This is a genomic window from Longispora fulva, from assembly GCF_015751905.1.
Lineage (GTDB): Bacteria > Actinomycetota > Actinomycetes > Mycobacteriales > Micromonosporaceae > Longispora > Longispora fulva.
Genome location: NZ_JADOUF010000001.1, coordinates 7,872,054 through 7,894,883 on the forward strand (window position 1 = coordinate 7,872,054; position 22,830 = coordinate 7,894,883).

20 protein-coding genes and 1 pseudogene are annotated in these 22,830 nt (G+C 71.9%); all 21 read left to right on the plus strand.

Annotated elements, in window-relative coordinates; all coding sequences use genetic code 11:
* Positions 1-3 precede the first annotated feature (3 nt).
* Positions 4-2,289: a peptidoglycan D,D-transpeptidase FtsI family protein gene (locus tag IW245_RS36555; protein ID WP_267920127.1), complete on the plus strand. Its 2,286-nt coding sequence runs from the start codon at positions 4-6 to the stop codon at positions 2,287-2,289.
* 76 nt (positions 2,290-2,365) lie between these two features.
* Positions 2,366-3,859 carry a UDP-N-acetylmuramoyl-L-alanyl-D-glutamate--2,6-diaminopimelate ligase gene (locus IW245_RS36560; RefSeq protein WP_197007645.1) on the plus strand — a complete coding sequence of 498 codons (1,494 nt, stop codon included), beginning with the start codon at positions 2,366-2,368 and terminating at the stop codon, positions 3,857-3,859.
* Positions 3,856-5,241 (plus strand): UDP-N-acetylmuramoyl-tripeptide--D-alanyl-D-alanine ligase, encoded by a 1,386-nt coding sequence (locus tag IW245_RS36565; RefSeq protein WP_197007646.1) that lies wholly within the window; start codon positions 3,856-3,858, stop codon positions 5,239-5,241. The genes IW245_RS36560 and IW245_RS36565 overlap by 4 nt, the downstream gene beginning before the upstream one ends.
* Positions 5,238-6,359 carry a phospho-N-acetylmuramoyl-pentapeptide-transferase gene (mraY, locus tag IW245_RS36570; protein ID WP_197007647.1) on the plus strand — a complete coding sequence of 374 codons (1,122 nt, stop codon included), beginning with the start codon at positions 5,238-5,240 and terminating at the stop codon, positions 6,357-6,359. Before IW245_RS36565 ends, mraY begins: the two co-directional genes overlap by 4 nt.
* Positions 6,359-7,717: a UDP-N-acetylmuramoyl-L-alanine--D-glutamate ligase gene (gene murD, locus IW245_RS36575; RefSeq protein ID WP_197007648.1), complete on the plus strand. Its 1,359-nt coding sequence runs from the start codon at positions 6,359-6,361 to the stop codon at positions 7,715-7,717. Before mraY ends, murD begins: the two co-directional genes overlap by 1 nt.
* Entirely contained in the window at positions 7,714-9,048 is a 1,335-nt protein-coding gene (locus IW245_RS36580) for an FtsW/RodA/SpoVE family cell cycle protein (protein ID WP_197007649.1), read from the plus strand. Before murD ends, IW245_RS36580 begins: the two co-directional genes overlap by 4 nt.
* 10 nt (positions 9,049-9,058) lie before the next feature.
* Positions 9,059-10,177 (plus strand): UDP-N-acetylglucosamine--N-acetylmuramyl-(pentapeptide) pyrophosphoryl-undecaprenol N-acetylglucosamine transferase, encoded by a 1,119-nt coding sequence (locus IW245_RS36585; RefSeq protein WP_197007650.1) that lies wholly within the window; start codon positions 9,059-9,061, stop codon positions 10,175-10,177.
* 37 nt (positions 10,178-10,214) lie between these two features.
* Entirely contained in the window at positions 10,215-11,678 is a 1,464-nt protein-coding gene (murC, locus tag IW245_RS36590; protein ID WP_197007651.1) for a UDP-N-acetylmuramate--L-alanine ligase, read from the plus strand.
* 1 nt (position 11,679) lies between these two features.
* A complete protein-coding gene (locus IW245_RS36595; protein WP_197007652.1) occupies positions 11,680-12,435 on the plus strand; it encodes a cell division protein FtsQ/DivIB in 756 nt (251 codons plus the stop codon).
* 226 nt (positions 12,436-12,661) lie between these two features.
* Entirely contained in the window at positions 12,662-13,783 is a 1,122-nt protein-coding gene (gene ftsZ, locus IW245_RS36600) for a cell division protein FtsZ (protein ID WP_197007653.1), read from the plus strand.
* A gap of 166 nt (positions 13,784-13,949) precedes the next feature.
* Positions 13,950-14,708, plus strand: a complete 759-nt coding sequence (locus IW245_RS36605) for a YggS family pyridoxal phosphate enzyme (protein ID WP_197008871.1) — start codon at positions 13,950-13,952, stop codon at positions 14,706-14,708.
* 61 nt (positions 14,709-14,769) lie between these two features.
* A complete protein-coding gene (locus IW245_RS36610; RefSeq protein ID WP_197007654.1) occupies positions 14,770-15,447 on the plus strand; it encodes a cell division protein SepF in 678 nt (225 codons plus the stop codon).
* Between the two features lie 18 nt (positions 15,448-15,465).
* Positions 15,466-15,768, plus strand: a complete 303-nt coding sequence (locus tag IW245_RS36615; protein WP_197007655.1) for a YggT family protein — start codon at positions 15,466-15,468, stop codon at positions 15,766-15,768.
* Positions 15,769-15,818: 50 nt separating this feature from the next.
* Positions 15,819-16,625 carry a DivIVA domain-containing protein gene (locus tag IW245_RS36620; RefSeq protein ID WP_197007656.1) on the plus strand — a complete coding sequence of 269 codons (807 nt, stop codon included), beginning with the start codon at positions 15,819-15,821 and terminating at the stop codon, positions 16,623-16,625.
* Between the two features lie 32 nt (positions 16,626-16,657).
* The gene (locus tag IW245_RS42765) at positions 16,658-17,917 is read left to right on the plus strand and encodes a chromosomal replication initiator protein DnaA (protein WP_197008958.1); all 1,260 of its coding nucleotides are present in this window, start codon (positions 16,658-16,660) and stop codon (positions 17,915-17,917) included.
* Between the two features lie 115 nt (positions 17,918-18,032).
* Positions 18,033-18,311 (plus strand): DUF167 domain-containing protein, encoded by a 279-nt coding sequence (locus IW245_RS36630; RefSeq protein WP_197007657.1) that lies wholly within the window; start codon positions 18,033-18,035, stop codon positions 18,309-18,311.
* Between the two features lie 610 nt (positions 18,312-18,921).
* Positions 18,922-19,353 carry a TraR/DksA family transcriptional regulator gene (locus IW245_RS36635; protein ID WP_197008872.1) on the plus strand — a complete coding sequence of 144 codons (432 nt, stop codon included), beginning with the start codon at positions 18,922-18,924 and terminating at the stop codon, positions 19,351-19,353.
* Positions 19,354-19,394: 41 nt separating this feature from the next.
* Positions 19,395-19,895, plus strand: a complete 501-nt coding sequence (gene lspA, locus IW245_RS36640) for a signal peptidase II (protein WP_233473183.1) — start codon at positions 19,395-19,397, stop codon at positions 19,893-19,895.
* On the plus strand, positions 19,892-20,821 hold the full coding sequence (locus IW245_RS36645) for an RluA family pseudouridine synthase (protein ID WP_197007658.1): 930 nt from the start codon (positions 19,892-19,894) through the stop codon (positions 20,819-20,821). The genes lspA and IW245_RS36645 overlap by 4 nt, the downstream gene beginning before the upstream one ends.
* Before the next feature lie 9 nt (positions 20,822-20,830).
* Positions 20,831-21,766 (plus strand): hypothetical protein, encoded by a 936-nt coding sequence (locus IW245_RS36650; protein ID WP_197007659.1) that lies wholly within the window; start codon positions 20,831-20,833, stop codon positions 21,764-21,766.
* 103 nt (positions 21,767-21,869) lie between these two features.
* Positions 21,870-22,766: pseudogene (locus IW245_RS36655) on the plus strand (MinD/ParA family ATP-binding protein); the annotation flags it as partial.
* Between the last annotated feature and the right edge of the window lie 64 nt (positions 22,767-22,830).

The following is a 22,830-nucleotide window of genomic DNA, read 5'->3' on the forward strand; positions in this document are numbered from 1 at the left end:
ACGGTGGCAACGGATCGTGGCCGGCCCAGAGAGCAGCCGCGGGACGACAACGTGGTGCCGCTCCGCCGGGACCGGAGTTCGATCTCCGATGCCCGGCGGTACACCCCTCGGGGGCGGACGCTGAAGGAGACCGGGGACGCGGAGAACGCCGAGCGTCCCCGGCTCCGCGTCGTGGCCGACGGGGACACCGACGCGTCGGCCGCGCCCCGGCCGCGCCGCAGGGCGGAAGCGGGACGGGAGGCCGACGAGGCCACGGACGCGCGCCGGAACTCCGGCGCGCGTCGTCGTGCCGAGGATGAGAACCGGTCCGCTGAGCCGGTGGCCCACACCCGCGACCGCGCGGCCGGACCCCGCCGGGCGGCCGACAGGGCCGCCGACCGGGCAGCCAGGCCGGGCACGCCCGCTGACCGGGGGACCGGGGCGGACCGCTCCGGGACCGGTGACGCCCTGAGGGCCCGGGGGACCCGCAAGGCCGTCGAGCCCCGCCGGGACCCCAGACCGCGCACCCCGGCCCCGCCGCGCCGGCTCGGCAAGCTGGTCGCGTTCTTCACCACGGACTCCACCCGCCCTTCCCGGCGCAAGCGGACGGCCGACCCGCGCCGCCGGCTGCGGTTCAGCGTCGCGTTCCTGCTGCTGTTGTTCACCGTGCTGGGGGGCCGGCTGATCCAGCTCCAGATCACCGAGGCCGCGGCGTTCGCCGCCCAGGGGCTCAGCGACCGGCTGACCCAGTTGCCGATCCCGGCCCCGCGCGGGGCCATCCTCGACCGCGACGGCAACGTGCTCGCGCACAGCGTCGAGGCCCGCTTCGTGTACGCGGACCCGACGCTGATCACCGACCCCAGCGCGGTGGCCGACAAGCTGTACCCGCTGCTCGGGGTGTCGCGGAAGGACCTGTGGACGAAGCTGCAGCCCACGAAGCACGAGGACGGTACGACGAACCAGTACGTGATCCTCCAGCGGGGCATCGACGTGCCCACCGCCGAGCGGATCATGGGCCTGAACCTCAAGGGCATCGTCGTCCCGCGTGACACCCGCCGCGAGCTGCCGGGCAGCGACCTGGCCGCGAACATGGTGGGCTTCACCGGGCAGGACGGCCGGGGCCAGTTCGGCCTGGAGCTCGCCTACGACAAGGTGCTCTACGGCCAGGACGGTCGGCGGGAGTTCGAGACGAGCCGGTCGGGACAGGTGATCCCTAGCGGGTTCAGCCGGACCACCCCGGCCCGGCCCGGCGCGGACGTGCGGTTGACCCTCGACCAGGACCTGCAGTTCCAGGCCCAGCACCTGCTGACGCAGGGCGCGGCGAAGGTCGGGGCGGCGTTCGCGTGCGCGGTGGTGATCGACGTGAAGACGGGGGAGGTGCTGGCGATGGCGAGCACCCCGACGTACAACGCGGCGAACCCGCAGGGCGTGCCGCCGCCGGACTCGTGCACCCAGCAGGTCGTGGACCCGGGCTCGGTGCACAAGGCGATCACGATCGGCGCTGCGCTGCAGGAGGGCGTCGTGAAGCCCACCGACACGATCGGGGTCACGCCGTCGATTCACAAGGGCACGCTCGAGGTCAAGGACACGCACACCTACACCGGGCAGCTCACGATTCCGGGGATCCTGGCGTGGTCGAGCAATGTGGGGTCCATCCACATCGCCGAGAAGCTGGGACCGCAGAAGTTGTACGAGTACCAGAAGAAGTTCGGCCTGGGCGCGCCCACCGGCGTGGGCCTGCCGAACGAGGCCCCCGGCATCGTGGCGGACCCGGCCGACTGGACCTCGGAGAGCGAGGGCTCGATCCCGATCGGCATGGGGGTGTCGACGACGCCGCTGCAGATGGCCGGGGCGTACGCGACGATCGCCAACGACGGGCTGTACGTGCAGCCGCACCTGCTCAAGGCCACGGTCGGCCCGGACGGCAAGGTGAAGCAGGCCCCGAAGCCCGCCCAGCACCGGGTGATGGACGCGAACCACGCGCAGGAGCTGCGGACGGCGTTGGAGGCCGTGACCACGGTGGACAGCGGCACCGGGCGCTCGGCGGCGATCTCCGGCTTCCGGGTCGCAGGCAAGACGGGCACCGGCGCGTTCAACGGCAACTACCGGCAGTACGAGGTGCAGTCGTTCATCGGCATGGCCCCGGCGGAGAACCCGCGGTTCGTCGCGGCGGTGTTCACCTACACGCCCGGCAAGGAGGGCAGTTCGATCTGCGGGTCGGTGTTCAAGGATGTGATGAGCTTTACGCTCCGTAAGTACGGAGTGCCCCCGAGTGGAGTAAATCCACCAGAGTTCGTGTTACACGGATAAAACGCCGTGCGGAGGAGATCACGCCGGGCGTGGTGGTGCGTCGGGCCACGGACCGGTGCGGGTAGGGTACGGGGCCGTGCCAGGCTACCCACGACCTGAGAACGTCCGACCTCTTCCGCTGGCGGATCTCGCCGCGCTGGTCGGCGCGAAGGTCCCCGAAAACCCCCAGGTCACGGGCGTGACCCTCGCCAGCTCGGAGGTGCGCCCCGGTGATCTGTACGCGGCGCTGCCGGGTGCCAGACGCCACGGCGCGGAGTTCCTCGCCGAGGCGCGCGCTGCCGGTGCCGTGGCGGTGCTGACCGACGCCGCCGGCGCGGACCGGGCCGCCGAGCAGGGCCTGCCGGCCCTCGTGGTGCCCGACCCGCGCGCGGTGCTCGGCACGGTGTCGGCCCGGGTGTACGGCGACCCGAGCTCCCGGCTCCTGATGCTCGGCGTGACGGGTACGGCCGGCAAGACGTCGACCTCCTACCTCCTCGAGTCGGGCCTGCGCGCCGCCGGCCACGTGACCGGCATGATCGGCACCGTGGAGACCCGGCTCGGCGACGAGGTGATCGCCAGCGCCCGCACCACCCCGGAGGCCCCGGACCTCCAGGCCCTGCTGGCCCGCGCCGTGCAGCGCGGCGTGACGGCGGTGGCGATGGAGGTGTCCAGCCACGCGCTGAAGCTCGGCAGGGTCGAGGGCGTGCGGTACGCGGTCGGCGGCTACATCAACTTCGGCATGGACCACCTGGACCTGCACCTGACCGTCGAGGACTACTTCGCGTCGAAGGCGAAGCTGTTCGACGGCCGCTCGGCCCGCGCGGTGCTCAACCACGACGACCCGGCCCTGAAGTCGCTGGTCGACGAGGACACGGTCACGTTCTCCGCGACCGGGAACACGGACGCGACGTGGTACGCCACCGACGTCGCCGGCGAGGGCTACGAGCAGACCTTCACGGCCGTGGGCCCGGCCGGACCGGTGCCGGCCGGGGTGCGCCTGCCGGGGCGTCACAACGTGGCCAACGCGCTGCTGGCGATCGCGATGCTGGTGGAGGCCGGGGTGGACCCCACGGTGGCCGCGGACGGCGTCGCCGCGTGTACCGGGGTGGCCGGCCGCCTGGAGCTGGTCGTGGCCGCGCCGGTCCTCGGCGTCGTGGACTACGCGCACAAGCCGGACGCGATCACCGCGGCCCTGGCGGCGCTGCGCGAGGTGACCGCCGGCCGGGTGATCTGCGTGATCGGGGCCGGCGGCGACCGGGACCGGGCCAAGCGGCCGGTGATGGGCCACGCCGCAGCCGTCGGGGCCGACGTGGTGATCGTGACTGACGACAACCCGCGTACCGAGGACCCGGCGGTGATCCGGGCCGAGGTGATCGCCGGAATATCCGGTTCGTGCGTGGAGGTCGCCGGCCGGCGGGCCGCGATCGAGGAGGCGGTCCGGATCGCCGAGCCCGGCGACACGATCGCGCTGCTCGGCAAGGGACACGAGAAGGGCCAGGAGGTCGCTGGCGAGATCCTGCCGTTCGACGACCGGGTCGAGTTGGCGGCGGCGCTGGCCGAACGGTTCGGACACCCTGGGGGTACCCGATGATCGCACTGACCCTGGCCGAGATCGCCCGGGCGGTGGAGGGCACGCTCGTCGGCGGCGACCCTGACGCCCTGGTCACCGGCCCGGTGGAGCACGACTCGCGGAAGATCGTGCCGGGCGGGCTGTTCTTCGCCTTCCCTGGCGAGAAGGTCGACGGGCACGACTTCGCGCCGGTGGCGGTGGAACGCGGGGCGGTGGCGGTGGTCGGCCAGCGGCCGGTGGACGCGCCGACGATCGTGGTCGACGACCCGCTGCGCGCGATCGGCCTGCTCGCCACCCACGTGGCGCCGCGGCTGGGGGCCACCATCGTCGGCGTGACCGGCTCCTCCGGCAAGACGACGACCAAGGACCTGATCGCGCAGCTGGTCGCGGAGCTGGGGCCGACGATCGCCCCGGCAGGCTCGCTCAACAACGAGCTGGGCCACCCGTCGACGGTGCTGCGGGCGGACGCGGACACCCGGTTCCTGGTGCTGGAGTACAGCGCGCGGCACATCGGGGACATCGACTACCTGTGCCGGATCGCGGGGCCCCGGATCGCGGCGGTGCTCAACGTGGGCACCTCGCACATCGGCGAGTTCGGCTCGCAGGACAACATCGCCACCGCGAAGGGCGAGCTGGTCGAGGCGCTCCCGGACACCGGCCTGGCCATCCTGAACGCCGACGACCCCCGGGTCCGGGCGATGGCCCCGAGGACCCGCGCGCGGGTCGTGCTGGTCGGCGAGGCGGCCGACGCGGACGTGCGGGCGGCCGACGTGACGGTCGACGAGCGGGGCCGGGCCGCGTTCACCCTGGTCACGCCCGAGGGCGATGTCCGGGTTGCGCTGGGGGTGGCGGGCCGGCACCAGGTGGGCAACGTGCTGGTCGCCGCGGCCGTGGGCCGGGAGCTGGGGATGACGCCCGCACAGCTGGGTGACATCCTGCCCCGGCTGCGACTAGTCTCCGCCAGACGGATGGACGTGTTCGACCGGCGCGACGGGGTCACGGTGATCGACGACTCGTACAACGCGAATCCGGCATCGATGGCGGCGGCGGTGCGCGCGCTCGCCGACATGGGCGGAAGCGGGAAGCGCCGGTGCTGGGCGGTGCTGGGTTACATGGCCGAGCTGGGCGCCGAGGAGGTCCCCGGCCACCGGTCGGTGGGCCGGCTGGCCGCCGAGCTGGGCGTGGACCGGCTGGTCGCCGTGGGCGACGGTGCCGGTCCGCTCGCGGACGGCGCCGAAGAGGTGGCCGACTGGGCAGGAGAGGCTGTGCGGGTGACGGACCAGGAGGCGGCGATCGCGCTGTTGGGCGGGGCACTGCGCCCCGGTGACGTTGTGCTGGTGAAGGGCTCGCGGTACCGGACCTGGCAGGTCGCGGACGCGCTCAGGGAAGGGTTGTCGGCGTGAGGGCCGTCATCGCAGCGGCATTCGTCGCGTTCGTACTGTCCCTGTTGACCACGCCGCTCGCGGTGCGGATATTCCGGGCGCTCAAGGCCGGCCAGCCGATCCGGGAGATCGGTCCGCAGACCCACCTGGGCAAGCGGGGCACCCCGACGATGGGTGGCGTGGTCTTCATCCTGGCCACAGTGATCGCGTACGTGACCGGTCACCTGGTGCTGCTGAACATGCCGGGCAAGGAGGGCCGCTCCGACGGGTTCACGATCACGGGCCTGGTCCTGGTCGGACTGTTCGTGTGCTGCGGCCTCGTCGGCTTCCTCGACGACTGGATCAAGGTCCGGAAGAAGAACTCGGCGGGCCTGAGTAAGAAGGGCAAGCTGATCGGCCAGATCGCGGTCGGCGGCACGTTCGGCGTGATCGCGCTGAACTTCCCGCGTACCGTGCACGGCTACAAGGACTTCACGTTGACGGTGGGCAGCGAGTACCTGTCGCTGTCGCGGGACATCGACTGGCTGTACACAGGCAAGATCGCCGCGATCGTGATCTTCATCTTCGTGATCATGTCGATGTCCAACGCGGTGAACCTCACCGACGGGCTGGACGGCCTGGCCACCGGCGCGTCGATCCTGGTGCTGATGGCGTACACGATGATGGCGTTCTGGCAGTACCGGCACTGGTGCCCGGACTACCCGGCCGCCCGCTCCGGCGCGTACTGCTACGTCAGCCGCGACCCGCTGGAGATCGCGCTGGTCGGCGCGGCGGCGGCGGGCGCGCTCCTCGGCTTCCTGTGGTGGAACACCTCGCCGGCCCGGATCTTCATGGGCGACACCGGCGCGCTGGGCCTGGGCGGCCTGATCGGCGGGATGGCGATGGCCACCCGCACCGTGCTGCTGACGCCGATCCTGGGCGCGCTGTTCGTCATCATCACGATGTCGGTGGTGCTCCAGGTGATCTCGTTCCGCACCACCGGCAAGCGCATCTTCAGGATGTCGCCACTGCAGCACCACTTCGAGCTCAAGGGCTGGAGTGAGGTCAACATCGTGGTGCGGTTCTGGATCATCGCGGGGCTCGGCGTGCTCATCGCGCTGGGCGTCTTCTACTCCGACTTCCTGAGGGCGTACGGCTGATGGGTTTCGAAGGACGCAGGTACCTGGTCGCCGGGGCACGGGTCGCGGGCATCGCGTCCGCCGAGGCCCTGCTCCGGCGGGGCGCGGTCGTCACGGTGGTGGACCGGTCCGCTGGCGAGTGGGTCGACCGGCTGACCACCGCGGGGGCCGAGGCGCTGGTCAGCGATGAGCCGCCGACGGACCTCCTGGACCGGGTCGACGAGATCGTGGTCTCGCCGGGCTTCCCGCCGCACCACCCGTTGGCGGTCGCGGCCCGATCCCGGGGCATCGAGGTGTACTCCGAACCCGAGCTCGCCTGGCGCCTCCGCCCGGCGGACGCCGCCCCGTGGCTCGCGGTCACCGGCACCAACGGCAAGACGACGACCACGACGATGCTGGTGTCGATCCTGCGCGCCGCCGGGCTGCGCACCGAGGCGCTCGGCAACATCGGCGTGCCCCTGGTCGACGCGGTCGCCAGCGACCTGGACGTCCTGGCCGTGGAGCTGTCCAGCTTCCAGCTGCACTGGTCGAGCACCCTGGCCCCGCACGCCGGCGCGTGGCTGAACCTGGCGGACGACCACCTGGAGTGGCACGGCGACTTCGAGCACTACGCGACGGCGAAGAAGGCCGTGTGGCGCGGCCCGGTCGCGGTCGGCAACCTCGACGACCCGTACGTCGCCCGGGAGCTGCGCGCGCACGAGGGCCGGACGATCGGGTTCACCCTCGACGCGCCCCGGCAGGGCAACCTCGGCGTCGTCGAGCACATGCTGATCGACCGGATCGGGGACGGAGACGCGCACGAGATCGCCGTGCTCGACGACGTGAAGCCGTCCGGCCCGCACAACGTGGCCAACGCGCTGGCCGCCGCGGCCCTGGCCCTCGCGCACGGCGTGGACCGGGAGGCCATCCGGGCCGGGCTGTCCGGCTACGTCCCCGAGCCGCACCGCAACGCCCCGGTGGCCACCGTCGACGGCGTGCTCTACGTGGACGACAGCAAGGCCACCAACCCGCACGCGGCGTACGCGTCGCTGCGGTCGTACCCGAAGGTGGTCTGGGTCGCCGGCGGTCAGCTCAAGGGCGTGGACGTCGACGACCTGGTCGCGGCGGTCGCCGGCCGGCTGTCGGGCGCGGTGCTGATCGGGGTCGATCGGGCGGAGCTGGCCGACGCGCTGGCGCGACACGCCCCGGACGTCCCGGTCGTCGATGTGCCGAGGACCGATGATGGGGCCATGGCGGAGGCGGTGACGGCGGCGGCGCGGCTGGCCCGGCCGGGGGACACCGTGCTGCTCGCGCCCGCGGCGGCCTCCCTGGACATGTACACCAGCTACGCGGCCCGTGGCGCGGCGTTCGAGACCGCGGTAAGGGGACTGCGGCAGTGACGGCCCCGCGGCCGGCCACCAGCCCCCTGGCGGCGCTGCGCGGGCTGCTGTCGCGGCCCCTGGCCTCCTACTATCTCCTCCTGTCCAGCGTCGGCCTGCTGGTCGCGATCGGCCTCGTCATGGTGTTCTCCGCGACCGGGGTCGACTCGTTCAAGGACACGGGCAACTCGTTCGCCGTGGTGGCCAAGCAGAGCATGTGGGCGCTGCTGGGGCTCGTCGGCTTCTGGCTGTTCCAGCGGCTGCCGGTGAACACGTACCGGTCGGTGGGCACGGTCCTGATCGCCATCGCCATCCCGGTGCAGCTGTTCATGCTCATCGGCGGCGAGATGGCGGGCAAGCTGGCGTTCGGCGGGATCTCGGTCGACGAGAAGGCCAACTGGCTGCACGTCGGGGCCTTCCAGGTGCAGCCGGCGGAGTTCGCGAAGCTGGCCCTGTTGCTGTGGGGCGCGGAGATCCTGGTCCGCAAACGCGAGCTGCTCGGCGACCTCAAGGAGCTGATGGTCCCGCTGTTCCCGGTGGCCGGCGTGCTGCTGGCCCTGATCGGCTACCACGACCTGGGCACCATGCTCTCGCTGCTCACCATCTTCGGCGCGCTGCTGTGGATCGGCGGGGTCCGGACCAGGATCCTGGGCCTGCTGCTCGGGGTCGCGGTCGTCGGGGTGCTGGTGCTCATCTTCGTGGGCAACGAGTACCGGGGCGCGCGGCTGAGCTCGTTCCTGCACCCGGAGCTGGTGAAGAACACCGACGGTTTCCAGGCCATGCAGTCCTACTACGCGATCAGCAACGGCGGCTGGTTCGGCGTCGGCCTGGGTGCCGGCAGCCTGAAGTGGGGCTACCTGCCCGAGTCCGCCAACGACTTCATCTACGCCGTGATCGCCGAGGAGCTGGGCGTCGTCGGCTGCATGGTGGTGCTGGCCCTGTTCGCGGTCCTCACGTACGCGGGTCTGCGGATCGCCCGCCGGGTGACGGACCCGTTCCGCCGGCTGGGGGCCGGGGCGGCCACGATCTGGCTGGCCGGCCAGGCGATCCTGAACATCGGGGTCGTGATCGGCCTGGTGCCCATCACGGGCGTGACGCTGCCGTTCATCTCGGCCGGCGGCAGTTCGCTGGTGGTGTCGCTGGCGACGGTGGGCATGCTCGCCTCGTTCGCCAGGGCCGAGCCGGACGCCGCCGCGGCGCTGCACGCCAGGCCGCCGGGCAAGTGGGGCCGGATACTCTGGGCACCGCTGCCGCCTCTGACCTCCGCCGGGCAGCCCGAGCGGCGGGGGGACGGCGGGGTCACCCGCCCCCGGCAGCGCAGCGGTTCGACATCGCAGGGCCGATCGAAGTGAAGGACAGCGCATGAGGTCAGTGGTTCTCGCCGGTGGCGGCACCGGGGGACACATCTATCCGTTGCTCGCGTTCGCCGACTGCCTGCGGCGGTATGATCCGAACATCAAGATCACCTGCTTGGGCACGCCGCGCGGGCTGGAGAACGAGATCATCCCCGCCGCCGGGTACGACCTGCGGAACGTGCCCGCCTACCAGCTGCCGCGTTCGGTGAACGTCGACCTGCTCAAGACCGCGCCCCGGATGTACCGGGCGATGCGGGCCACCCGCGCGATCCTCGACGAGGTACACGCCGAGATCGTGGTTGGTTTCGGTGGCTATGTCTCCGTCCCGGCCTATCTGGCCGCGTGGCGCCGGCACACCCCGACCGTGATCCACGAGGTCAACGTGCCGCCGGGCGTCGCGAACAAGATGGGCATGAAGATCGGCGGGCACATCGCGCTCGGCTTCCCGGCCCAGCTCAAGGTCCCGTCCCTGGCCGGTGGCCGGGTCGTCGGGGTGCCGCTGCGGACGTCGATCACCCGGCTGGACCGGGCCGCCCGGCGCGCCGAGGCCCGCGCGCACTTCGGCCTCGACCCCGACCGGCCCACCCTGTTCGTGTTCGGCGCCTCGCAGGGCGCCCGGCAGATCAACCTGGCCATGGCCGGGGCGGCGAAGGCCGTCACGTCCGCCGGGTTCCAGGTCCTGCACATCACCGGGGCCCGCCAGGACGAGCCGGTGGAGATCCCGACCGGCCTGGACGCGCCGTACGTGACGGTGGAGTTCCTCAAGGAGATGGAGCTGGGGTACGCCGCCGCGGACCTGGTCCTGTCCCGGGGCGGCGCGATGACCTGCGCCGAGGTCGCGGCCCTCGGGCTGCCCACCATCTACGTGCCCCTGCCGTTCGGCAACGGCGAGCAGCGCCGCAACGCGCTGCCGGTCGTCGAGGCCGGCGGCGGCATCCTCGTGGACAACGCCGACTGCGTGCCCGCCTGGATCGAGGCGAACGTCATCCCGCTGCTCGGCGACCGGGCCCGGCTCGACGCGATGAGCGCCGCCGCCGCCGGCTACGGCCGCCGCGACGGCGACGAGGCCCTGCTGTCCTACGTCCAGGAGATCCTCGCCACCGCGTCGAGCGGGAGCGCAGCATGAGGGTCGTCGAGCTGTCGAGCGCACAGGATGGTGCAGCGTGAAGTCCCTGATCGACGACGGAGTCACCGCCGAGGACCTCGGCCGGGTCCACCTGATCGGCATCGGCGGGGTCGGCATGAGCGGCCTGGCCCGCCTGCTGCTCACCCGGGGCGTGCCGACGTCTGGCAGCGAGCTGCGCGAGTGGCCGTCGCTGGTCGGCCTGCGCGCCCTCGGCGGCGTGATCCACATGGCGCACGTCGCGGAGAACCTGCGTGACGTCGACACCGTGGTCTACTCCACGGCCATCCCCGACGACCACCTCGAACTCGTCGAGGCCCGCCGGCTGGGCCTGCGGATCCTGCACCGTTCCGAGGCCCTGGCGGCCACGATGACGGGCCGCAAGACGATCGCGGTGGCGGGCACCCACGGCAAGACCACCACGACGTCCATGACGACGCTGATCCTGCAGCACTGCGGGCAGGACCCGTCGTTCTGCATCGGCGGGGAGAGCTCCGAGGCCGGCTCCAACGGCCACCACGGCACCGGCGACTACTTCGTCGCCGAGGCCGACGAGAGCGACAGATCCTTTCTGCGGTACCGGCCGCACGTCTCCCTCGTCACCAACATCGACGCCGACCACCTCAACACGTACGGTGACCTGGACGGGCTGACCGAGGGATTCGCCGAGTTCTGCCGGCAGACCACCCCGGACGGCTTCGTGGTGACCTGCGCGGACGACGTCCGGTGCCGGGGCCTGGCCGAGCGGCTGCGCGCCGAGGGCCGCAGGGTCTACACCTACGGCGAGGCCGACGACGCGGACCTGCGGATCTCCGACGTCACCTCCGACTCCTCGGGCGCGCGCTACCTGGCCTGGCTGGACGGCGAGCCGCTCGGCGAGATCACGGTGCCCACCCCGGGCCACCACATGGCGCTGAACTCCGCGGCGGCCGTGCTCACCGCGCTCCGCCTCGGCCTGCACGCCACCTGCGTGGTGGAGGGCCTGGCGGCCTTCCCCGGGGTGCGCCGCCGGTTCGAGCTCAAGGGCACCGCCGACGGCGTCCGGGTCTACGACGAGTACGCCTACCACCCGACCTCGATGGACGCGGCGCTGCGTACCCTGCGCGGGGTCGCCGGGGCCGGCCGGCTGATCGTGGTCTTCCAGCCCTACCGGGTGTACCGCACCCGCGACTTCCAGACCGAGATCGCCGCGGCGCTGTCCCTGGCCGACGAGGCCGTTGTGATGGAGGTGTTCGGCCCCGGCGAGGTCCGCGAACCGGGTGAGGGCGGCGCGGCGCTGACCCGCGCGGTCGCGCTCGACGAGGACCGCAAGGTGTTCGTGCCGTCCTGGTCGGACGTGCCGGCCGAGGTGGCCCGCCGGGCCCGGCAGGGCGACGTGGTCGTGACCATGGGCGCGCCGCCGATCTCGCTGCTCGGCGACGAACTGCTCGCGGCGCTGTCCACCCGGGGCGCCGACCCGGACAGCGACGCCGGCCCGGGCGCGGGTCCCGGATCCGGGGCCTGACGTGCCCCGGCGCTGGCAGCTGGTCCGGGCCCGCCGCGAGGCGGTGCCGGTCTCCGTGCGCCGGTTCGCCGCCCGGGCCCGCCAGCGCCGCCTGAACACCGCGCGCCCGTGGCTGTTCGTCGTCGGCGGGACGGCCGTGGCCGCCCTGCTCGCCTGGGGCGTCTACGGCAGCCCGCTGCTGTCCGTGTCCGAGGTGCGGGTGGAGGGCGCGGCGATCCTCACCCCGGAGCAGGTGCGCGAGGCCGCGCACGTCGTGCCGGGGACGCCACTGGCCAGAATCGACACCGACGGGGTGGTGCGCAGGGTCGCGGCGCTCGCCCCGGTGGACCGGGTCGACGTGTCCCGGTCCTGGCCGAGTGCCGTGGTGGTCACGGTGACGGAGCGTAGACCTCTGGCTGTCGTACCCCAGGACACGTCCTTCGGTCTTCTCGACCACCAGGGGGTGCTGTTCCAGGTCGTGGCCGCGCGGCCGGCCGGCCTGCCGTTGTTGAGGCTGCCCAGTCCGGGGCCGTCGGATCCGACCACTCAGGCCGCTTTGCGGGTCCTGTCGGCTTTGAGTCCTGAACTACGCTCCCAACTGGGTACTCTGGAGGCCGAGTCGGTCACCAGGATCCGACTGGAGCTGGCCAAGGGACGTTCCGTGGTGTGGGGCGACGCCGAGGACAGCGACAAGAAGTCGAAGACCGCGACGCTGCTCCTCGGCCGTCCTGGTGCGGTCATCGACGTCAGCGCGCCGGACTTCCCCGTGATGCGGTGATCTGTTCCCACAGTCCGGAACAAGATCCGCGACACGCCGGGGGATGTCTTTGGTTTGGGGCCGGATGCGGAATACGTTCCGGGCCAGTACAGGAAGTTGACATAACTGTAAGTCTCTAGTAGAGGTTTAGGGTTTTGTCCTTCGCCACAGACGGCACGGGGGTAAGCGTGCACCACGCGGGCACCCTGAACGGGCGAGCAGATCACCTCGAAGGGATGGCAGACCGATGACAACTCCGCACAACTACCTCGCGGTCATCAAGGTTGTCGGGATCGGCGGGGGCGGCGTCAACGCCGTCAACCGGATGATCGAGGTCGGCTTGAAGGGCGTCGAGTTCATCGCGATCAACACCGACGCGCAGGCGCTGTTGATGAGCGACGCCGACGTCAAACTCGACGTGGGTCGCGAGCTCACCCGGGGCCTCGGCGCCGGGGCGAACCCCGACGTCGGCAAGAAGGCCGCCGAGGACCACCGCGACGAGATCGAGGAGGTCCTCAAAGGGGCCGACATGGTCTTCGTGACCTGCGGCGAGGGCGGCGGCACGGGCACCGGCGGCGCGCCGGTCGTCGCGAGCATCGCCCGCAAGCTCGGCGCGCTCACCATCGGCGTGGTCACCCGGCCGTTCTCCTTCGAGGGCAAGCGCCGCCAGGTGCAGGCCGAGTCGGGGATAGACGACCTGCGCAACGAGTGCGACACCCTCATCGTCATCCCGAACGACCGCCTCCTGGCGCTCGGCGACCGGTCGATGTCGATGATGGACGCGTTCCGCCAGGCCGACCAGGTGCTGCTGTCCGGTGTCCAGGGCATCACGGACCTGATCACCACGCCTGGCCTGATCAACCTCGACTTCGCCGACGTCAAGAGCGTCATGTCCGGCGCCGGCAGCGCCCTGATGGGCATCGGCTCCTCGCGGGGCGACTCCCGCGCGGTCGAGGCTGCCACGGCGGCGATCTCCAGCCCGCTGCTCGAGCAGAGCATGGACGGGGCGCGCGGCGTCCTGCTGTCCATCGCTGGCGGCTCGGACCTCGGCCTGTTCGAGATCAACGACGCGGCGCAGCTCGTCACCGACGCCGCGCACCCCGACGCGAACATCATCTTCGGCGCGGTCATCGACGACGCGCTCGGCGACGAGGTCCGGATCACCGTGATCGCGGCCGGCTTCGACGGGGGCAGCCCGGCGTACAAGCCGGCGGAGCCCGCGCGCAAGGCCCCGCAGCCGGTCGAGCAGGCCGCCCCGGCGAATGTGACCCCGGTTCGCCCTGTCACCCCGGCGCCGACCCAGCCGCAGCCGCGCAGGGTGCTGTTCGACGACGTGGACGTGCCGGACTTCCTGAAGAACGGTGCCTGAGCTGTTACCTGAGGAGACACCGGTGGGTGGCCAGGGGCCGAACGCCGGAGAGGACAATGCGACACAGGTCGAGCCGTCGGGGCATCCCGGCGGCTCGTCCGCTGCCGCCCGTCGTCCGGAGGGTGCCGCCGGGCGGGACACCTCCACTGGAGATGACGCCGGAGCTGTGCGGCGGGCGGAGTTGGCCGACGGGCTGGCGCGGGTGCGGGCGCGGATCGCCGCCGCTTGCGCCGCAGCCGGGCGGGACCCCGGGGAGATCACCCTGGTCGCCGTCACCAAGACGTATCCGGCCAGCGACGTCGTGCACCTGCGGCACCTGGGGGTGCGCGACGTCGGGGAGAACCGCGACGCCGAGGCCGCCCCGAAGGCGGCGCTGGTCGCCGGGGCGCTGGCGGGTTGGGCCCCCGGGGCGGCCGGCACCGGTGCCGCCGCATTCGGTGGTGGGCCGTTGACCTGGCATTACATCGGGCAGCTCCAACGGAACAAGGCGCGCTCCGTGGTCCGCTATGCCGACATGGTGCACTCCGTGGACCGGGAGTCCCTGGTCGACGCGCTGGCCGCCGCCGTGGCCCGCGAGCGCCCGGACCGGCCGCTGGACGTCCTGCTCCAGCTGAGCCTCGACGGGGCGGTCGGCCGGGGCGGGGTGCCGGAGCCGGAGCTCATGGCGCTGGCCGAGGCCGTGGTCAGGCGTCCTGAGCTGCGGCTGCGGGGGCTGATGGCTGTCGCGCCGCTGGACTGGGAGGCGGCGCGGGCGTTCGGTGTTCTCGCGGAGTACACGGCGAAGTTTCTTGTCGGATATCCGACAGCCACCGTGCTGTCGGCCGGAATGAGTGGCGATCTTGCCGAGGCCATTGCGTTCGGTGCCACTCATGTGCGTGTCGGCAGCGCAATCCTCGGAAGCCGACCGCCCGCTGGGTTAGCCTGAACGAGCATCGAATCACATCGGTGTGATTACCAAGACCAACGTTTGCGAGGGGGGAGACGCTATGGGTGCTCTGCGGAAGGCCGGCGTCTGGCTCGGCCTCATCGAGGATGACGAGGACCGCTACGCGGACGAGAACGACAACGGCCGCTACACGGAGCGTGACCGTCGGCCCAGCTCGCGGGACCGGGATCGGGATCGGGACCGCGACCACCGGTACGACGAGTACGAGGACGAGGAGCCCGAGGCCCACCACGAGGACTCCCGGGGCCGTCAGCACGAGGAGGACGCCCCGCGCCTGCGGGCCGCCGCCGCCGCGATGGAGACCCGTGCGGAGCGGGCGAGTGTCCGGCCCCTGCGCGAAGGCCGGGCCGGTGTGACGACCCTCACCCAGGACAATCTCGCGCTCGCCCCGCAGGTGCAGCTCCGCGAGCGGGCGGTCGTGGTCGAAGAGGACGACACGAACTACCGGATCATGACCCTGCACCCCACGACGTACAACGAGGCACGGACGATCGGGGAGCGGTTCCGGGACGGTACACCCGTGATCATGAACCTCACGGAGATGGACGAGGCCGATGCCAAGCGTCTGGTCGACTTCGCGGCAGGCCTGGCCTTCGGACTCCGGGGTACGATCGAGCGCGTCACCAACAGGGTGTTCCTGCTCTCACCGGCCAATGTCACAGTGACCGCTGAGGACAAGGCGAAGATCGCCGAGGGCGGGTTCTTCCACCAGAGCTGAAGCGAGGGCGCGGGGCCGGTGCTGTCGAACGTCGTTCAGGTCGTCTACCTGCTCCTATACGTATTTTTCCTGTTCCTCCTCGCCCGGATTGTGTTGGATTGGGTTCGCTCCCTGTCCCGTCGTTGGCGGCCCGGACGTGGGGCCGCCGCAGCGATGGAGTGCGTGTGGAGCGTCACTGAACCACCCCTTCGGGCGTTGAGGCGAGTGATCCCATCGCTCAGGATTGGTACGGTGAGCGTGGACCTGGCCTTCCTAGCTCTGCTCGCTATCGTGTTAGTGCTGATGTACTTCGTAGTAGGGCCTCTGGTCCGGGCGGCCTAGCCGCTAGGACCGTGTGACCGCGCGGCCTCTAACTGACCCGAGGAGTTCCGATGCCGCTGACCCCGGCCGACGTGCACAACGTCGCCTTCAAGAAACCCCCGATTGGCAAGCGGGGCTATGACGAGGACGAGGTGGACGCCTTCCTCGACGAGGTCGAGCGCGAGCTCGCCCGACTGATCGAGGAGAACACCGACCTCCGCACCGCCGGTGCTGGTGGTGGCCGTCAGGCTCCCGCTGGTGGGGGTAACGACCCGCGCCTCGTCGCCGAGCTGACCGACCTGAAGTCGCAGTTCGAGCGCGTGCAGCGGGAGAAGGCGGCGGCCGAGCAGGCAGCCCGTCAGATGCAGCAGGAGCTCGAGCAGATCAGCGCCGGTGGCGGTGCCGCGGGCGGCGACGCCGGTGAGCAGCAGGCGCTGCGGGTGCTGATGATGGCCCAGCGCACCGCCGACGACCACGTCGCCGACGCCCGCCGCGAGGCGGACAAGGTGCTCGCCGAGGCCCGGGCCAAGGCCGACGAGGTCACGCGGGACGCGCGCGGCAAGGCCGAGGCGCTCGAGCGGGACGCGCGGCAGCGGCACCAGGAGGCCATGGGCGGCCTGGAGACGAAGCGCAACGCTCTGCAGAAGCACCTTGAGGAGCTGAAGGCCTTCGAGCGGGAGTACCGGACGCGCCTGAAGGCGTACCTGGAGAGCCAGCTGCGGGACCTGTCCGGCAAAGGACAGGGGCTCGAGGACGAGCTGACCCGCGCCGAGAGCGGCCGGAGCAACGGCACCCCCGCCGGCGGGCTGGCCACGGCCGGCCTCAGCGGTGGGTACGGTCCGACGGGGCGTAACACCCTCGACGGTCCGGGCCGCTGACCTTTCATCTGTGACGCGGCGGGGGTGAGCCCGTGTTGGTCGGAAGTCTTCTGCTCATCCTCGTCGCGGTGGCACTCGTCATCGCGGGGTTGGCGTACGCGTCGAACCTGCTACTCATCGCGGCGGTCGTGATCTGCGGCGTGGCGGCGGTCCTGATCTACCGGGGCTCCCGCCAGCCGGTCGCGGCCGCGCCGACGAGTTCCCGCGCGACCGTGATCGCACAGAGTCGGATCTCCGACACTTCTCCGAGCGAGTCGTCCGGGGGCGAGGACCCGTCAGGCAGGTATGCCGACCGGGTCCGACTGGCCGGGCGGATAACGACGGCTGAGACCGTGGCTCCCGACTGGTTCAGGGACCGGCACGCGACGCCCGCTGCGGACACCCCCGGCGCGTCGGGGTCGTCCGGCGGCAGAGGCGAGCCGTTGTCCGACCTGGGCGGTTCGGGTTCCGACGCTGGTGAGCCGTCTTCCGATCCGGAGCGGTCGACCTTCTCTTCGAGTCAGGCGTTCTCCGACCCGGGGCCGGCAGGCTCAGGTCAGGACTTTTCCGGCTCCGCGCCGACGGCCCACGGCTCGGGGCGGGTGTTCTCCGACTCACCGGCGGCCTTCGACTCGGGCCGGGACGGCTCCGACCCGAGTACGCCCACCCTCGAGCCAGGGCAGGCGGGTTCCGACCCGGAGCCGGAAGCCGGGCGGTCGGCGTCCGGCGCGAGCGGCGCGGTTTCCAGCCCGGGGCTGACGACGTCCGGCCCGGGACAGGCGCCATCTGGCCTCGGCCTGACTTCCTCCGGCCTGGGGAGTGCGCTGTCTGACCTCGGCCAGGCTTCCTCTGGCCTGGGGGGCGCGCTGTCCGAGCTGGGGCTGGCTGCGGATTCCCAGCTTCCGGAGGCGGGTCGCCGGCATCTGACTGGTTCCAGCTATCTGGGGCTCACCGATCCGCCGGAGCGGGCGGCCGAACCTGCCGCCCCGCCGCCGGGCCATCTCGGGGGCTCGGCGTTCGCGGGACCGGCCAACCGCACCACCCCGGACCTCGACGACGAGGAACTGGAGTACGAGGACGACCCCGAGGACGAGCCGGCGGCCCAGGAGGTCGCGCCGGCGGTCACCTCCCGGATCGGGCGACTGACCACGCGGGTCTGGGTCGTCGACGGCCGGCCCCGCTACCACCTGTCCGGCTGCCACCACCTGGTCGGCCGCGATCCCGAGCCGCTGCCGGTGGGCGAGGCCCAGGCGCTCGGCTTCTCGCCGTGCGGCCTCTGCGAGCCGGCCACCGCCCTCGGCGGCAGGAGCTGACCTCCCGAGGCCCGGGCCTGGGCCAAGCCCAGGGCCAAGGCCTGAGCCAGGGCCAGGGCCATGGCCTGAGGCGGGGCTGGGGCGAGGGCCTGAGGCTCGGTCGGTCGGTGGGCCGATGATCGTGGCCGTCCGGGTCCGCCCCGGCGCCTCCCGGACGAAGGTCGGCGGCAGCTATGCCGGGCCGTACGGGCCGGCGCTCGTCGTGGCCGTGTCGGCCCCCGCCGTGGACGGCCGGGCCACCGAGGCCGTGATCAAGGCCGTGGCCAGCGCGTTGGGCCTGCGGCCGCGGGCCGTGGCTCTGCGTACCGGGCACACCAGTCGGGACAAGTTGCTCACCGTGGAACCGGACACGCCACAGGTCGCGGAACGGTTGCGGGATCTTCTCGAGTTGTGACCGGTTTGGTGGGGCTGGGCGTAAAATTGTAAAAACGCGCTCTCAGGTGTGGCGTGTTTGTGGCTCGGCGATTCGTTACGTATTCTTGCCACCCTCTGGAGTGCGCGGCGCCCCGCCGCGTACCCGTTTTTTTCCATTTTTGGGGGCAGTCATGGCCGAGCGTGCGGGGGTTACCCGAAAGGTCGCGCCGGCCGAGGCTGCCGAGGTCACCGCTCCGGCGACGGCCGCCAAGGCTCCGGCCAAGGCGACCAAGTCCCTGCGGACCACGGCTGCGGCGACGAAGTCCGCAGCGACGAAGACGCCGGCCAAGGCCGCGAAAGCTCCGGCGAAGGCGACCGGTGCCGCCGTCGCGAAAGCCGCGTCGGAGGGCACGAAACCGGCCACCAGGGCGGCAAGTGCCACGAGAAAGGCCGCGCCGGCGGCCGCGAACACGACTCGAACGTCCAAGGTCGATAAAAGGACTGCGGCGGGTGCCGAGATCACCGAGGATGCCAAGCCTCAGCGCGTAACAGGAACGAATACCAGCAAGGCCGCCGCGGCCCAGGCCGTGGCGACACCCCCCGTGAAGGCACCGCCGACCGCCGCGCGAACCGCGGCCAAGGGAGCGACGATGGCCAAGCCAGCCGATACCAGTACGGCCACCAAGAGCGTGGCCGGCAAGACCGCCCGCGGCTCCGCCCGGAGTGCCTCGGACACCGAGAAGATCCGCACCGCGCTCTCCGAGCGGCTCGAGGAGCTGCGCGGCGAGTACGACCAGATGATCACCGATTCCAACGAGATGCAGCGCGAGCGGCTCACCGACTCGGCCGGCGACGACCAGGCCGACACGGGGACGAAGACCTTCGAGCGCGAGCAGGAGATCTCGCTGGCCAACAACCTCCTCGAGCGGGTGACCCAGCTGGAACGCGCGCTGGAGCGCGTGGACGAGGGCGGATACGGCCACTGTGAGAAGTGTGGCAACGCCATCCCGGTCGAACGCCTGGCCGCTTTCCCGTCAGCTACCTTGTGTGTGACGTGTAAGCAGCTGGAGGAGCGGCGCTGAGTACCCCCGAATCATCTGAAACAGGACATAAGAAACGGCCAGTGCTGTGGTTGGCGCTTCTCGCGCTGACCACGCTGGCCGTTGACCTCGGCACGAAGACCTGGGCGCTGGCCGAGCTGGACGGCCACGAGCCGATCCGGCTGCTCGGTGGCGCGCTGTATCTGAGCTTCGCCCGCAACACCGGGGCGGCGTTCAGCCTCGCCAGCGGGTACACGATCGGGTTGACCCTGGTCTCCCTGACCGTGGTCGCGGTCATCGTCCGGTTCGCCGGCCGGTTGCGTTCCCTGCCCTGGGCGATCGCCCTGGGGCTGATCCTGGGCGGCGCGACGGGCAACCTGGTGGACCGGTTGTTCCGCCCGCCGGGCCCCCTGCGGGGCGCGGTGATCGACTTCCTCAGCCTGTTCGACAAGCACGGCGACGCCTGGCCGATCTTCAACATCGCGGACTCCGCGCTGGTGTGCGGGGTCGGGCTGGCCGTCGTTCTCGAACTGACCGGGCGCCGGCTCAACGGCACCCGCGTCGTGAAGGCGGAGAGAGCATGACGAGTCGTACCCTGCCCGTCCCCGACGGCCTGGACGGCCTGCGCCTGGACCAGGCGGTGTCCCGGCTGACGGGCGTGTCCCGGACCGTCGCGGCCGACCTCGCCGAGGACGGCAACATCCTCCTCGACGGCGTCGTGGCCGGAAAGTCCGACAAGGTGCGGGCCGGCTCCTGGCTGGAGGTGACCCTGCCCCCGCCGCCGGAGCCGCCGAGCATCCGGCCGGAGCGGATCGACGGCCTCGCCGTGGTCTACGACGACGACGACATCGTCGTGGTCAACAAGCCGGTCGGCGTCGCGGCGCACCCGAGCCCCGGCTGGACCGGACCGACGGTGATCGGCGGGCTCGCCGGGATGGGCTACCGGATCTCGACGAGCGGCGCGGCCGAGCGCCAGGGCGTCGTGCACCGGCTCGACGTCGGCACCACCGGGCTGATGGTGGTGGCGAAGAGCGAGCGCGCGTACACGGTGATGAAGCGCGCCTTCAAGGAGCGCACGGTCGAGAAGCGCTACCACGCGGTGGTCCAGGGCCACCCGGACCCGTCGCGTGGCACGATCGACGCCCCGATCGACCGGCACCCGACGGCCGACTACCGGTGGGCCGTGATGTCCAGCGGCAAGCCGAGCGTGACGCACTACGACACGCTGGAGGCCTTCCCCGCCGCGAGCCTGCTCGACGTGCACCTGGAGACCGGTCGTACCCATCAGATCCGGGTGCACTTCTCCGCCCTGCGGCATCCGTGTGTCGGTGATCTGACATACGGCGCGGACCCGTCGCTGTCCGCCCGGCTCAAGTTGGACCGGCAGTGGCTGCACGCGCGGACTCTGGGCTTCGCCCACCCCGGGACCGGGGACTACGTTGAGTTCACCAGCGATTACCCTGAGGATCTGGAGCGGGCGCTGCGCATCCTGCGGGGCGACGCTCCCTAGGGAGTCGTCGTGCCTGACCTGCTCCGCCGGTTGGACCAGCGGGTCGTGCCCATGCTCGCCTCCGCGCTGCGCAGGGCCGCCGGGGGCAGGCACCGGCGGGGGGTCCTCGCCGCGGTCGGGATGACCCTCGCCGTCGCCGTCGTGCTCGCCGCGGTGCTGTCAGCCCGGGAGGCGTTGCCGGGCAGAGGCCATGCCGCGGGTACGCCGCTGCGGGTCGGGGTGTCCGACGGCGACTCGATCCCGGCGTACGTGGCCGGGGCCCGCGAGCGGCTGGCCGGCGTGGACCGGCCGACCCTGGCCCTGGTGTCCCTCGCCGCGTACCTCGGCCCCGACCGGCTCGGCCCCCTGCTGGAGAACGCGCGCCCCTCCCGGGTCTACCTGCGGGTCCCGCTGCCCGGCATCTCCACCGAGGTCATCGCCGTCGACGTGCGCCAGCTGCCCGGCGACGTGGTCGCGGGGATGGACGCCGCGGCGGTGCGCAAGGAGGAGGAGGTGGCGATCGCCACCCGCCTCGCCGGCCGGCTGACCGGGGACAGCCCGAGGGAGCGGGAGCTGCGGGAGGAGTACCAGGCCAGGGCCGCCGAGGCGGGGCTGGAGGCCACGGCGTACCGGGAGCATTGTTCCTGCGTCTACGCCGCGGTGGTCCGGGCAGGCCCGCCCGCCCTCGCAGAGTTGTCCCGGCGGCCCGGGGTGCGCGCGGTGGACCCGACCCCGGGGCTCGACCGGCTGGAGCAGGCGGTGTTCCGGCCGCCGATCCCCGAGCAGCACGCGATCGCCTCCGACCCGGCCGACGTGCCGGTGTCCCCGTCGCCGACCCCGGCCCCGCGTCCCTCGGTCACCCGGACCCCGCCGCCGTCCGCCCCGCCGACCGGGCCGATGCCGGAGTGGCCCGCCTCACCCACCCCGAGTCAGGTTCGCGCACCCAGCCCCTCGCCGGAGCGTTAGGTAAGCGAATACGCTGACGTGTCGAGGGGCGGCGGCCGGCGAGAGGACGAACACAGTGGCGGAGCGAACCGAGGCCGGCTGGAGCCGGTCAGGTGAGGCGGCGCCGCGCTGGCGGAGTCTCCTGGGCCGGGGCAGGGGCGATCGTGCCGCGGACCCCGCCGAGGCCGCGAACGGCGCCCAGCGGGGCGCTCAGGCGTCCCCCGTGGACGAGTACGTGGCCCGCCTGCGCCGCGACATGGGCCCGGCCAAGGTGGTGGCGTTCGCCAACCCGAAGGGCGGGGTGCACAAGACCACCGCGACGGTGCTGTGCGCGGCCACGATCGGCAGCGCCCGGGGCCGGGGCGTCCTGGCCTGGGACGACAACGAGCTGCGCGGCACCCTGGGCCTGCGCGCCGGCAGCGCCCGGCACGCCCGCACGATCCGGCACCTGATCGAGAACCTGGTCGAGGTGGAGAACTCCAGCGGCGAGGAGTTACGCGACCGGCTGGACGAGTTCCTCCGGCACGCCGCCGACGGGTCCTACGACGTGCTCGCCGGGGACGAGGACCACCGGGTGGCCCGGCTGCTCGATCCGCCGATGGTGTGGCGGGTGCTGGAGCTGCTGCGGCGTACCCATGACGTGATCTGCGTCGACACCGGCAACAACGTGGAGAGCGCCAACTGGCAGACGGTGATCAAGGCCGCCGACCAGCTCGTGGTGACGTCCGTCCCCCGCGAGGACGCGGCGTTCACGGCGGACTGGATGTTGGACCTGCTGGAGGAGATGGGCATGGGCGACATCGTCGCCAACGCCGTGACCCTGCTGTCGTGCCCGACACCGACCCCGTCTCCGATGCTCGCTGACCTGGTCAAACACTTCCAGAGCCGGACCAGGACGGTGGCGGTGGTGCCGTATGACCCGGCGTTGGAGTCGGGCTCGTCCATCGACTACGCGAGCCTGAAGCCGGAGACCCGGATGGCGTGGTTACAGGCGGCGACGGCGGTGAGCGACGGGTTCTGACCCCGCGTCGGTTTGGGGTCTTGTCGGGGGGTGCGGTTAGGCTCGGGGGCGTTCCCAACTCCAG